The sequence below is a fragment of the Streptococcus fryi genome (assembly GCF_053206505.1).
Genome location: NZ_JBRUGW010000021.1, coordinates 21,690 through 35,264 on the forward strand (window position 1 = coordinate 21,690; position 13,575 = coordinate 35,264).

At 37.0% G+C, this 13,575-nt stretch carries 10 protein-coding genes, 1 tRNA gene, 1 other RNA gene and 2 pseudogenes; 12 read left to right on the forward strand and 2 right to left on the reverse strand.

Translation table 11 applies throughout. From position 1 onward, the window contains the following. Positions 1–68 precede the first annotated feature (68 nt). Together pbp1a and recU are read right to left on the reverse strand one after the other, a co-directional pair. Positions 69–2,252 (reverse strand): penicillin-binding protein PBP1A, encoded by a 2,184-nt coding sequence (gene pbp1a / locus ACVRZH_RS06685; protein WP_447454534.1) that lies wholly within the window; start codon positions 2,250–2,252, stop codon positions 69–71. Continuing rightward, positions 2,236–2,838 (reverse strand): Holliday junction resolvase RecU, encoded by a 603-nt coding sequence (recU, locus tag ACVRZH_RS06690; protein ID WP_447454525.1) that lies wholly within the window; start codon positions 2,836–2,838, stop codon positions 2,236–2,238. The genes pbp1a and recU overlap by 17 nt, the downstream gene beginning before the upstream one ends. A gap of 82 nt (positions 2,839–2,920) precedes the next feature. On the opposite strand from recU, the gene ACVRZH_RS06695 reads away from it, so the two are divergent. The 12 genes and pseudogenes from ACVRZH_RS06695 to ACVRZH_RS06750 all read left to right on the forward strand — a co-directional run bounded on the left by ACVRZH_RS06695 (position 2,921) and on the right by ACVRZH_RS06750 (position 13,206). Continuing rightward, positions 2,921–3,445 carry an SLOG family protein gene (locus tag ACVRZH_RS06695; RefSeq protein ID WP_447454526.1) on the forward strand — a complete coding sequence of 175 codons (525 nt, stop codon included), beginning with the start codon at positions 2,921–2,923 and terminating at the stop codon, positions 3,443–3,445. A 156-nt stretch (positions 3,446–3,601) separates the two neighbouring features. Next, positions 3,602–3,844: pseudogene (locus tag ACVRZH_RS06700) on the forward strand (DivIVA domain-containing protein); the annotation flags it as partial. Beyond that, positions 3,836–3,907: pseudogene (locus tag ACVRZH_RS06705) on the forward strand (cell division regulator GpsB); the annotation flags it as partial. The pseudogenes ACVRZH_RS06700 and ACVRZH_RS06705, both read left to right, overlap by 9 nt. 16 nt (positions 3,908–3,923) lie before the next feature. Then, an RNA gene (gene rnpB, locus ACVRZH_RS06710) (RNase P RNA component class B) lies at positions 3,924–4,288 on the forward strand. Between the two features lie 99 nt (positions 4,289–4,387). After that, entirely contained in the window at positions 4,388–5,542 is a 1,155-nt protein-coding gene (locus ACVRZH_RS06715) for a THUMP domain-containing class I SAM-dependent RNA methyltransferase (RefSeq protein WP_447454527.1), read from the forward strand. Between the two features lie 46 nt (positions 5,543–5,588). Then, positions 5,589–6,992 (forward strand): cell division site-positioning protein MapZ family protein, encoded by a 1,404-nt coding sequence (locus tag ACVRZH_RS06720; protein WP_447454528.1) that lies wholly within the window; start codon positions 5,589–5,591, stop codon positions 6,990–6,992. Between the two features lie 226 nt (positions 6,993–7,218). Beyond that, positions 7,219–8,832, forward strand: coding sequence for a ribonuclease Y (locus ACVRZH_RS06725; protein ID WP_447454529.1), 1,614 nt, complete (start codon positions 7,219–7,221; stop codon positions 8,830–8,832). A 197-nt stretch (positions 8,833–9,029) separates the two neighbouring features. Further along, positions 9,030–10,250 (forward strand): chloride channel protein, encoded by a 1,221-nt coding sequence (locus ACVRZH_RS06730; RefSeq protein WP_447454530.1) that lies wholly within the window; start codon positions 9,030–9,032, stop codon positions 10,248–10,250. A gap of 128 nt (positions 10,251–10,378) precedes the next feature. Then, positions 10,379–10,726 carry a 50S ribosomal protein L19 gene (gene rplS / locus ACVRZH_RS06735; RefSeq protein ID WP_447454531.1) on the forward strand — a complete coding sequence of 116 codons (348 nt, stop codon included), beginning with the start codon at positions 10,379–10,381 and terminating at the stop codon, positions 10,724–10,726. 103 nt (positions 10,727–10,829) lie between these two features. Further along, a tRNA-Arg gene (locus ACVRZH_RS06740) sits at positions 10,830–10,901 on the forward strand. A 107-nt stretch (positions 10,902–11,008) separates the two neighbouring features. Beyond that, positions 11,009–11,995, forward strand: coding sequence for a YeiH family protein (locus ACVRZH_RS06745; RefSeq protein ID WP_447454532.1), 987 nt, complete (start codon positions 11,009–11,011; stop codon positions 11,993–11,995). 26 nt (positions 11,996–12,021) lie between these two features. Further along, positions 12,022–13,206 carry an FtsW/RodA/SpoVE family cell cycle protein gene (locus ACVRZH_RS06750; RefSeq protein ID WP_447454533.1) on the forward strand — a complete coding sequence of 395 codons (1,185 nt, stop codon included), beginning with the start codon at positions 12,022–12,024 and terminating at the stop codon, positions 13,204–13,206. Positions 13,207–13,575: the final 369 nt, after the last annotated feature.

Consider the following 13,575-nt stretch of genomic DNA (forward strand, 5'->3'; position numbering starts at 1 on the left):
TTTTCATTTACCCACTACAGTTGACAAAGAGCCATTAAGCTTAGAAGATAGTCTTATCCACTCACTTGTTATTCGGAATATAAAGTATCAGTTTTGTTATCAGATTCTTTATGATCAGAATTGCTATCTGTTTCAGTAGATGTTTCTTCTGTTTTAGTTTTGTCTTTGTCAGATGTATTTTCAGAACGATCTGTTTTTTCTTCTTCTTTTGTTGTATCAGTTGTTTCGGGTACGTAAGTAACTTCAGGTTGGTAGTAACTAGTATTATAGGTACCATTGAGGTATAATAAACCGCCGTTACGGTATAAGCCACTAGGCATTACCCAATCTTCATTATAGCCACCTGTGAGGTAGAGCATCATTGTACGATAGACCTGATTTGGAATGTTTAAGCTGTTCCCATAAACTGGTGTCATACGGTTAGTGTAACCACCCCAAACAGCCATGGCATACTGCGGTGTTATTCCAACAAAAGTCGAGTCAGGAGCCATAATGCCGACAACACTATTATAAATACCGGTTGTAGCTTCAATTTGAGTTAATTGTTCTTCGGTATAGTTAGAAGTACCTGTTTTACCACCTTGGTTAACTCCCGCGATGTATGCTTCAGTACCGGTACCGTATGTGATCGCAGCTCTTAGCATATCTGTCATCATATAGGCTGTGGTTTCCTTCATAGCACGTTTACCATCTGGATCATAGTTAATGACAGTACCATCGGCAAATTCGATTTTATTAATGTATTGGGGCTTATAGTAAATGCCACCGTTAGCAAAAGCAGCATAGGCAGCGGCCATTTTTTCGCTACTTGCACCATACTTGCTATCATTGCTACTTGTATTACTTGAGATAGCATTGGCATAAACCATTTCAGGGTACTGAATGCCGAGACTATTTAAGAATTTATGAGCTTTTGTGAGACCAGCAGCTTCAATAGCACGTACAGCAGGTATATTCCGAGACTGCATAATAGCTGTTTGCATGGTCATCCAACCATAATATTGTCTATCCCAGTTGTATAGTTGAGTAGTAGTTCCTGGCCAATAATATATAGAGTCATTCAAAGACTGAGCTGTTGATGTATAAGCACCACTTTCGATAGCTGGTGCATAAGCGGAGATAGGTTTCATCGTTGACCCCCAGTCACGGTCAGTAAGAACTGCTTGGTTAGTACCAAATGAAACATCTTCTGCTTGTTTGCGTCCACCAAGTTGTGCAATAACATGGCCATTTGTGACATCAATGATAGTTGATGCCACTTGGAATTCATCATCAGGATAATAGATATAATTGTCTGAATTATAAACATCCCAAAGATATTGTTGTGTAGGCGTATCAACGTTAGTGTAAACTTTTAAACCAGCTGAGAAAATATCTACTCCAGCTTTGTCACCAACTTCCTCAATAACTTGTTTGAGGTAATTATCCATATATTTGGGATAGCTAATTTTGCTGGTGAGTGCTTGCAGACCGTCTGTGACAGGCGTAGCAATAGCTGTTTCATACTCTTCTTGTGTAATGTACTCATGTTTTAGCATTTGAGTTAAAACAGTATCCCTACGTTGTTGAGCTAATTCGGGTTGAGTATAGGGGTCATATTGACTAGGAGCTTGGGGAATACCAGCCAGTAAGGCGATTTGAGCAATTGACAGATCAATCAAATCTTTTCCGAAGTAAGATTTTGCAGCGGTCAGCATGCCGTAATTACTATTACCCATGTACACTTTATTGATATAGAAAGTCAGGATTTCTTGTTTAGTGTACTGTCTTTCCATTTGTAAAGACATCCAAGCTTCTTGCGCTTTTCGTTTTAAGGTTTGGTCAGATGAATTCGTTGAAAAATAAGCTAATTTAATAAGCTGTTGATCAAGTGTTGAGCCACCCTGTGTAGTATCATTTGTTAAATTATGCCAAGCTGAGCCAATTATACGGTAGATATCTATACCTCGGTGCTGAAAGAAACGGTGGTCTTCAATTGAAATAACGGCATTGACCAAGTTGACAGGAATACTATCCGCAGTAACACTTTCGCGTTTTTCAGAACCTAAGTCAGCAATCAAATTATTGTCGCTATCGTAAATAAGGCTCGAACTCGAGGCTTTGAGTTGTTGTTCTGAAAGTTCAGGTGCTGAACTAGCGTACCAGGTAAATAATAATGCTCCTGCTGCTACAGCTAAAATTATGACGCTTAGCACTATACCAACAATATATTTTAAAATAGTTATGAGTGTTTTTTTATTGATAAGAATCACCACCTAAAAAATTTTGATCTATAATATCTAAATAAGGAATTTGAGGAAAAACAGAGTCTAAAATGCGAAAGCCATATTCCCTAATGTAGGTCAAAGGCATAGATTTATTACCTTTGTCGATGTTATAAAAAGTAATTAAATGTTTTGCAGGCAATAGATAAGTTTCTTTTAAACTAGAAAAATGCAACAAGACAAAACAGATACCTTTTTGAATCAATACGTGTGCCATGTGGTCGATCTGATGTTTATGAAAATTCTTCATAGGCATGGCCGTTTTTTGACGTGTTTCTTTTGCTTCAAAATCGATATAGTGGCCTTTGTAAACACCAGAGTAGTCCGTTGTGGAAGCTTGTCTAAAATAGGCTTCTACAATTTTAGCACGACTTCTTTTAGGGTAATCAACCTTAACAATCTGTACTGGAGTAGGCTTTTTGTGAATCACCGCAATACCGTGGGCTAGATAGTATTCGTTTGTGGCATTAATAGCTGTTTCAAAGGACATACCACGATTAGCGAAATCTATAGTTTGTTCCTTTTGTTTTATGTCTTGTCTTTGCCGTTTAATCCCATTGGGATAATTGACCATAAATCTCCTTAATAAACTTATTTATGATATGATAGATACAGTAATTTATATTATACCACAAAGTAGAAAAGGATATCAATTGATGACTACCATTCTTGTAGCAGGTTATCAAAATAGTGACTTAGGGATTTTTTCGGACAAAGACCCTAAGATTGAGATAATACGAAAAGCCATTCGCAAACATTTAGTCTCTTTTTTAGAAGACGGAGTGACTTGGTTTATTTTAATGGGAAATCTTGGTTTTGAATTTTGGGTTTTAGAGGAAATTAAGGCGTTGAAAAGTGAAGGATACGAGTGTAATATCGCAACAGTGCTTTGTTTTGAATCACATGGACAGCATTGGAATGACTTAAATCAGGAAAAGTTAGCCCAATTTAAACAAGTTGACTTCCTAAAAACATGTTTTACAGCCTATGAACATCCTGGACAATTTAAAGCATATCATGATTTTTTGTTAGTTAATTCTGATGGTGCTTTTGTGTTTTATGATGAAGAACACCCAACAAAATTTTCATTTTTGTATCAGAAAATGACACAACACAAAAATTACTCTATAACCGTTCTCAACTATGACGAATTAAATGACATCGCTAGTGAAATGGATTAGAATAAAAATAAAGTAATTACTTGCATTTGCTTTTGTTTTTCTGTATCATAGATATGGTGAATAGAGCCACTATTTAGTATGACATGTTGGAGAAAAAGAATGACAAGTATTATGTTAAGTCCCAAGGATATTTTTGATCAAGATTTTAAGCACAGTATGCGTGGCTATGACCGTAAAGAAGTTGATGAGTTTTTAGATGATATTATTAAGGATTACGAGACTTTTATGGCTCAGATTCAGGTCTTACAAAAAGAAAATGATGAGTTAAAAGAGCAACTTAAGGCATCAACTACTAACGAATCTCCTATGCCGCTATATCAAGACACGGATATTTCTTATGGTGGTTCATCAGTCGTATCTTCTGATTTATTAAAGCCTTCTGGTGCTGTGACTAATTTTGATATTTTAAAACGTATTAGCCGTTTGGAAAAAGAAGTTTTCGGCAAGCAAATTGTTGAGTAAGTGATTTAAATGTGCAATTTTTGGATAATCGCGTGGCATTGCCATGAGGAAAGTCCATGCTAGCACCAGCTGAGATGTTGGTAGTGTTTGTGCTAGGCGAAAAAATAAGCCTAGGGATTTACAAATTGTAAATTACGGCGGACAAAAGGGCTAAGTCTTAGGATATGTCTTAGTAGTCCTGAAAGTGCCACAGTGACGGAGTTTTTATGGAAACATAAAAAGTGGAACGCGGTAAACCCCTCAAGCTAGCAACCCAAACTTTGGTAGGGGCATGGGATAGCTGGAATCAGGAACAGTCTATCCTGACTGCAGAGCAGTAGACAGATGATTATCGAAGAAGGCAGCACCTAGTGTCTTTGGAACAAAACATGGCTTATAGAAAATTGCATAATAGGTGGGCTAGCTTGAAGCTAGCTTTTATTGTAAAAGTGTCTGCTGAAACTTGTTTCTCAATTATATACTAACTAGAAAAAGGAATTTATGAAAAAAACATTTAAGTTAGTCGCGACAGCGGCAGCTGGCTTAGAAGCTGTGGTTGGCAAAGAAATTCGCCAACTAGGGCTAGACTGTCAAGTTGAAAATGGTAAAGTCTTATTTGAGGGTGATATCAAAACAATCGCTAGGACGAATTTATGGCTTCGTGCAGCTGATAGGGTTAAGATTATTGTTGGTAGTTTTAAAGCCTCTACATTTGAAGAACTTTTCCAAGGGGTATTTGGTCTAGATTGGGACAATTACCTCCCTTTAGGCTCAGCCTTTCCTATTAGTAAGGCTAAATGTGTTAAGTCAAAACTTCATAATGAACCTAGTGTTCAGGCAATCACTAAAAAAGCCGTTGTTAAAAAACTTCAAAAACACTATCACCGACCAGAAGGCGTTCCTCTCATGGAAAACGGGCCAGAATACCGTATAGAAGTGTCCATTTTAAAAGATATAGCAACGATTATGATTGATACGACAGGTTCGAGTTTATTTAAACGTGGCTATAGAACAGAAAAAGGTGGTGCACCTATCAAGGAAAACATGGCAGCTGCCATATTGCAATTGACCAATTGGTTTCCAGATAAGCCATTGGTTGATCCAACATGTGGTTCAGGAACATTCTGTATTGAGGCAGCGCTCATGGCGATGAATATTGCTCCTGGATTCAATCGTGATTTTGCCTTTGAAACTTGGTCTTGGGTTGATAAAACTATCGTTCAACAAGTGCGTGATGAGGCAGAAAGTAAAGCTAACTATGATATTAAGCTTGATATTTCTGGTTACGATATCGATGGTCGTATGGTTGAGTTAGCAAAGAGAAATGCTGAGGAAGCGGGGCTTTCAGGTGTTATTCAATGGAAACAGATGCGCTTGCAAGATTTTCGAACTGACAAAATTAATGGTGTGATTGTTTCGAATCCACCGTATGGGGAGCGTTTACTGGATGATAAAGCAGTGGACGTCCTATATCAAGAGATGGGACAAACGTTTGAACCGTTAAAAACATGGAGTAAGTTTATCCTGACCAGTGACGAAGCATTTGAACAAAAATTTGGTCAGTTAGCTGATAAAAAACGTAAATTGTACAATGGTACATTAAAAGTCGATTTATATCAGTATTTTGGTGAACGCGTTAAACGCTCACTTCATTAACATCTATTTTAATGACGACAAAGTTGAATAAAAAAGAGGAAATCAAATGTCAAAAAATCAAGAACATACGAAACATAGATCAAGTTTAAATTTCGAAGAAGCGAAACAAATGACTATTGAGGAAGCAGTTCGTAAGGATAACCATCTCAAAGTAGGGATTACGGACGACGATAGTGTTTTAGATCGTTATATTAAACAACATCGAGAGGAGATCGGTTCAAAAAAATTTGAAACACAGACGCTCAATTTGGACACAAAAGCCCTAGATGACTTTATAAAAAAACAACGTGAATCTGTTGATGAGTTGATTTTGTCAGAAGAATCTGATCATATTGTAGAACCAGTTAAATCAGAGGTACCATTGGCTACTCCTGTGGTCGACACCCCGAAAGAATCAGAGGCTATTCCAGACGCTATTTTATTAGGTGCTACTGATCCAGTTGTTAAACCATTCTATAAGAAACGTGGTCTTCTGATTGCCGCTTTAGTAGCTTTTTTAGTAGCTATTTTTGGTGGAGGTTACCTCTTATCGCAGAATTTATGGAATAAAAATCAAAATCAAGAGACAGAAACTTCCAAGATTGAACCAATAAAACAGGACACTCAGGAACAGGTATCTTCAGCTGATAAAAAAGCTTTCGATGACTTATACGCGACTTTCTTTGTTGACTCAGAAAAAACGCAATTGAAGAATGATCAGATGGATCGTTTAGCGGAATTACAGGAAAAATTAGACGTTCTTAAGGGAACGAGTGCTTATGATGATGCGAAATTGCAGTTTGATCGTTTGAGTAAGCAAATGACAGCTCTCAAAGCTATTAATGACCAATTTAATAGTCCAGTGATTGTCGATGGTGCAAAAGTTGAAGCAGTTGTTCTTGAAAATGCTGATTTTGATCGTTTGGGTTCAGATGTTCTTAGTACAGGAAATGCCCATTTGGATAATTTGATCCAGTCTGCTATTTCAGAAGGTCGTAAGCAAAAAGCAGACATGGCTCAAAATCTTGCCCAAGCAGCCCAAGTTTCTGTTCCTGCTCCAGTAGACACTAGTGCTGCGGTTGTTGCACCTGCACCTGTAGAACAGCCGTCTTACCAGGTAGTTGTACCAGAGCCTAGCCAGACAGTTGTTAATTATGGTATAACTAATTATGATCCATCAATTTTACAACGCCATCTTAGTCGTGTCCCTTATAACCATGATGTAATTGCTGATAGTACTAATCCAGCATGGCAGTTTAATGAAGGCGTGTTGGAACGTATTTTAGATACTTCAAGAGCACGAGGTTACATTACAGGTAACGATTTTATTCTTGAGCGAGTTAATATTATCAATGGTAATGGTTACTACAACATGTTTAAGCCAGATGGAACTTATCTCTTCTCTATCAATGCTAAAACAGGTTACTTTGTTGGTAACGGTAGAGGATATGCAGATGCTCTAGATTATTAAACATACTATTAGTCAGAGAGGTAGTGATGATGTCATCCTACCTTTTTGATGTGTCACAGTTGAGACGTAGTGTGTTTTTCAAATTTTAGATACTATGAATTATCGGTTTTGTTTGAATGCGATTGCAAAAAGTTAAAGTCTTGTATTTTTTAGATTGTGAAATATCCGTTATTATGTTAAAATTAAAGACGGTTGTAAAACCTAAAAAATAATATTGAGGTGGAGAATGCTAATAACCAACATTGTATTAGCAGTCTGCTCTATTCTCATTGGTTTGGTCATAGGTTATGTAGTTATTTCTAGTCGTTTAAAATCGACGAAAGAAGCTACAGAGCTAACTCTTCTTAATGCTGAGCAGGATGCTGTTAATATGCGTAGTCAAGCTGAACTTGACGCTGATAGCATTAGACAGACAGCACAACGTGAAAGTAAGGCTTTTCAAAAAGAATTGCTTTTAGAAGCTAAAGAAGAGGCTAGAAAATATCGCGAAGAGATTGAAAAAGAGTTTAAGTCTGAAAGACAAGAGTTGAAACAAATGGAAGCACGCTTAACAGAACGTGCGTCTTCTCTTGACCGTAAAGATGAAAATTTATCAAGCAAGGAACAGTCGCTTGATAGTAAAGAACAAAGTCTGACTGATAAATCTAGACATATTGATGAGCGTGAGCAAAAGATTGCTGAACTCGAAGTTCAAAAAGAAGAAGAATTAGAGCGTATTTCGTCACTTAGTGCCGATGAGGCAAAGGCTATTGTCCTTGAAAAGACAGAGAAACAACTAGCTCATGAGATTGCTACTCGGATTAGGGAAGCCGAGAGAGAAATTAAGGATCGTACGGATAAGACTGCGAAAGATTTACTAGCACAAGCTATGCAACGTATGGCTGGTGAGTATGTAACCGAGCAGACGATTACGACTGTTCATTTGCCAGATGATAGCATGAAAGGACGTATCATTGGTCGTGAAGGTCGTAATATTAGAACTTTAGAAAGTCTGACTGGTATTGATATTATTATCGATGATACACCAGAGGTTGTTGTTTTATCAGGATTTGATCCTATTCGTCGCGAGATTGCACGCATTACATTAGAAGCTCTTATTCAAGATGGTCGTATCCACCCTGCTCGTATCGAAGAGTTGGTTGAGAAACATCGTTTGGAATTGGATAATCGGATTAGAGAATATGGTGAGGCTGCTGCTTATGAAATTGGTGCCCCGAATTTACATCCTGATTTGATTAAGATTATGGGACGTTTACATTTTCGAACGTCATATGGTCAAAATGTTCTTCGTCATTCGATTGAAGTTGGAAAACTTGCCGGTATTATGGCCGGTGAACTAGGTGAAAATGTTGACTTGGCACGTCGTGCAGGTTTCCTACATGATATGGGTAAAGCCATTGACCGCGAAGTTGAAGGCAGTCACGTTGAAATTGGTACAGAATTTGCTCGTAAATATAAGGAACATCCAGTTGTCGTTAATACAATTGCAAGTCATCATGGCGACGTTGAAGCTGAAAGTGTTATTGCTGTTCTTGTTGCAGCAGCGGATGCCTTAAGTTCAGCCAGACCAGGTGCTCGTAATGAGTCAATGGAGAATTACATCAAACGCCTACGCGATTTAGAAGAAATTGCTACAAGCTTTGAAGGTGTTCAAAATAGCTTTGCTTTGCAAGCTGGTAGAGAAATTCGTATTATGGTGCAACCTAAGAAAGTTTCTGACGATGAAGTGACGATACTAGCGCATAAGGTTAAAGAAAAAATTGAAAATAACCTTGATTATCCAGGTAATATTAAGATAACAGTAATTAGAGAGTTACGTGCTATTGATTACGCTAAGTGATTTTTACCAAAAACAGATTGACTGATGAAAGAAGCTGGGACAGAGTACCCAGCTTCTGATGTTTATATTGCATTTTCAAATTATAGCAAAGCTAGTTATAGATAATACAACTATTTATGTGTTCATGAGGATTGGTTCTTGTTGCTGCGGCAGTTGAGTAGGGATAATAAACATTATCGAAGGGAGTGTTAAATAGCTTGAAAAAGATAGTTTTAGAGATGATTGACTTAACCTTAACAGGTGTTTTGCTTGGTTCACTTATAGGCGTTGTTGTTTCTTTATTCGGACAAATGATTGTCTGGTTGGGTTCTGTTCGAGATACAAGTAGTTTAAACTTTATCGTTTTTCTCCCCGTAATTGGTGTAATGATTATTCTACTGTATCAGCAATTTCTTAGTCAGTCAAAAGTGGGATTAGAGCTGATATTTGACCTTGCTAACGACAAAGCTAATCTGCCAATCAGCTATTTCTTAATTATTATGACTAGCTCCTGTTTGACACATCTATTTGGCGGTAGTGCAGGCCGTACAGGAGCAGCAATCCAGATTGGTGCTTCCTTGGCTTACTTCTTTTATCCTTACGTCCAGTCTTATTACAAAACATCTCAACTGTTTGTCTTTGCAGGTTTAGCTGCTGGTTTTGCGAGTTTATTTCAGTTACCATTCGCTGCTCTTAGCTTTGCATTAGAGATTCTACCTTGGAAAAACGTAACAAAACAAACATTTTTTGTGGCTTTTGTAGCTAGTCTGACAGCTGGATTTGTATCCTACTTTTGTGGTTTGATACCATACAGATATGAATTGCTTCACGTTTATAAATTCAATCTTCTTCATTTAGGACAATTAATCATATTAGGTCTTTTGTTTGGACTTGTCGGTAATTTATTTGCTATTTTGATGACGCAATTTAAAAAGTTTATTCCAAGATATTTACCGAATGCTTACTGGCGTATCTTTGTTCTATCTTTTATTTTGGTAGGTGTCATTTCATATTTTAATGGGCGGTATTCTGGTCTTGGAAGTAGCTTGATACCTTTAGGAAAAACAGACGATGTTTTAGCATATGATTGGTTTTTTAAATTGGTGTTGACAGCCCTTACGATATCTATTGGTTTTCAGGGAGGTGAAGTGACCCCTTTGTTTGCTATTGGTTCTACATTCGGTGCTGCTCTATCTGGTTGGATAGATTTACCAACAGAATTAGTCATTGCACTAGGGTATCTGAGTGTCTTTGCTAGTGCAACGAATACTTTTTGGACCCCTCTTTTGCTAAGTTTAGGGATTTTTGGTCCTTATCATGTTATGGATTTTCTGATAACGCTGAGCATCTCATATTTTTTGACACATAATTATTCAATTTATCCTAATGAACGGCAATCTTTATGGCAAGAGTATGCTCATAGATTATTAAAAAAATAGTTTTATATCTAGACAAACCTCTATTTTTTTGATAGAATCAACATTGTGTGTAATGGACGCACATAAAACGGCTAATCCGCTGGGACGATAGACTGCTCTCAAGATTGGTAAGAGAAGGAGAATAAAAAATGAATCCATTAATTCAAAGTTTGACTGAAGGTCAACTTCGTTCAGATATCCCATCATTCCGTCCTGGTGACACTGTTCGTGTACACGCGAAAGTTGTCGAAGGAACTCGTGAACGTATTCAGATCTTTGAGGGTGTTGTTATCTCTCGTAAAGGTCAAGGCATCTCAGAAATGTATACAGTTCGTAAAATTTCTGGTGGTGTAGGTGTTGAACGTACATTCCCACTTCATACGCCACGTGTTGATAAGATCGAAGTTGTTCGTTACGGTAAAGTACGTCGTGCTAAACTTTACTACTTGCGTGCATTGCAAGGTAAGGCAGCTCGTATCAAAGAAATCCGTCGTTAATCTAGGGTTTCAACCTGAGAGAATTGGATATCTACCAATTCTCTTTTTTAATCTTGTTTTGACTTGCAATCACCTTGTAACTGATGTAAAATAGAGTTAGTTTGTTCCCTTAGTTAAATGGATATAACAACTTCCTCCTAAGAAGTAGTTGCAGGTTCGATTCCTGCAGGGAATATAAAAGAAACCTCTCGAAGCACGTTTAGGAGCAATGTGTTTTGAGGGGATGTTTTTATGCTATTTAAAGGCTATATGTTTTAGTATCAGGAAAAGGAGTGTGGTTAAATGGGTGTTAAAAAAATGCCTGGTATATTAGTTAGTTTTGCTCTTGCTATGCTTGCCTTTTTGTTGGGACAGCAATTTCCACTTGTTGGTTCGAGTGTTCTCGCTATTGTTTTGGGGATTTTACTTAAAAATAGTATTGGTATCAAAGCTAGTTGGGAGCTTGGCTTGACATACTCTGGTAAGTATTTGTTACAGCTTGCTATTATTGTTTTGGGGGCAACTTTTTCTATTAGAGAAGTCTCAGAGATAGGTTTATCGTCATTGAGATTAAGTTTACTCACTATTGCTATAGCGTTTATAGTCGCTTACTCAATGGGCCGTTATTTAAAAGTTCCTAAAAATCTGGCTATTTTAATTGGGTTCGGGACTGCTATCTGTGGAGGTTCAGCTATAGCAGCAGCGTCCCCTGTTTTAAATGCTGAAGATGAGGATATTGCCTTATCTCTATCAACGATTTTTTTATTTAATATTTTAGCTGTCTTTATCTTCCCGTTTTTAGGGCATGTCATGGCGATGTCTGATTTACAGTTTGGTCTTTGGGCGGGTACGGCTATCAATGATACCTCTTCTGTCGTTGCGGCTAGTTATAGTTATAGCACAGTGGCGGGAGATTATGCTACAATTGTCAAATTAGCAAGAGCTTTAATGATTGTACCGTCCTGTGTTTTGATGGCTATGGTTCGTGTTTATCAATCAAAACAACAACAGGTAAAAATGTCTATGGTTAGTATTTTTCCTTGGTTTATTCTTTGGTTTTTACTTGCCAGTTTGTTGTCAAGTTTTGGCTTATTTTCACCTAAGATAATTGTTATGGCAAAGAAAGTATCGCAATGTCTGATGGCCATGGCCTTGGTTGGGATAGGTTCAAAAGTATCATTGGAGACATTTAAAAAAGCTGGAGTAAAACCTTTTGTATTAGGTCTTACCACATGGGTTTCTATTGCCATCTCTAGTCTTTTATTACAATATTGGTTTTTTAACAGTTAAAGTTTTTAGTTATTAGAAAGGATGTTATGCCATCTTTCAGAAAGAAAAAAGAAAATAAAGTTGATTATATTCTAATCTTGTCCGTCTTGTTATTACTAATCATTGGTTTTTTATCTGTTTATGTATCAGTGGGTAATGATTACCCAGACAGGGTGCAAACCATACTCTTACAACAGGTTATGTGGCTAGGTTTGGGGATTTTGATTGCCTTTATAGTGATGTTTTTTACGACTGCATTTTTATGGAAAGTTACCCCTGTTTTATATCTTTTGGGTTTAGGGTTAATGTTTCTTCCCTTGATTTATTATAGTCCGGCTCTGGTTGCAGCGACGGGTGCAAAAAACTGGATTACTATTGGTTCAATGACCTTGTTTCAGCCCTCTGAATTTCTGAAACTATCGTATATTTTAATGTTAGCGAGAGTAACGGTCTCTTTTCAAACGAAATACCCTAATCAGACTCTGAAACAAGAGTGGGGTTTACTTGGTTTATATTTGCTTGTTACCATTCCAGTAATGGTTCTATTAGCTATGCAGAAGGATTTGGGAACATCATTGGTGTTTTTAGCTATTCTTAGTGGAGTTGTTCTAGTGTCAGGTATTTCGTGGCGAATTATTTTACCTATTTTATCAGTGATTTTATCCTTTATTAGTGGGTTCTTGTTTATTTTTATCAGACCCGGAGGTAAGGAATTTTTCTTTAAATTGGGTATGGATACTTATCAGATTAATCGTATGTCTGCATGGCTCAATCCTTTTGATTTTGCAGACAGTATCGCTTATCAACAAACGCAAGGAATGATTGCCATAGGGAGTGGTGGCTTGGTAGGGAAAGGGTTCAATGTTATTGATTTGTCCGTACCTGTCAGGGAGAGTGATATGATTTTCACAGTTGTAGCTGAAAATACAGGATTTATTGGTTCAATTGTTGTCATTAGTTTATACCTAATTTTAATCTATCGTATGTTAAAAGTCACGATGAAGTCCAATAATCGTTTTTACACCTACATTTCGACAGGTTTTACGATGATGATATTTTTTCATATTTTAGAAAATATTGGCGCGTCATTAGGCGTTTTACCGTTAACTGGTATTCCCCTTCCCTTCATTTCTCAAGGTGGTAGTTCACTGATTTCTAATCTGATTGGTGTTGGCTTAGTTCTATCGATATCATATCAATACCAAGTTAATGCCATAAAGGAGTATAACTAACATTACTATGAGCTGTTTGTTTTTGGGAAATCAAACGATTATTGTTTTAAAAGGATAATAACTAGCAGTTTAATCTGACAGTTCAGAACCAACTAGTTTGATGCAGAAGATGATTGTTTAGTTAATGCTTATAAAATCCTATTGCCATTTGGTTTGGTGATAGGATTTTTAAATGTTTAAACTTCCTCTAATTTATCTTAATATTGAGCGATGATTTATCTGAAAAATCACTTATTTTTAGGCACGACAAACGCATGAAGAAAACATCGTTTTCAAATAACAGTTTCATAAACTAAGAGTGAATCCTCTGCTATACTAGAGATAGCGGAGGATTTTGTTATGAACGAGATACTAGAATTCTTAATACAT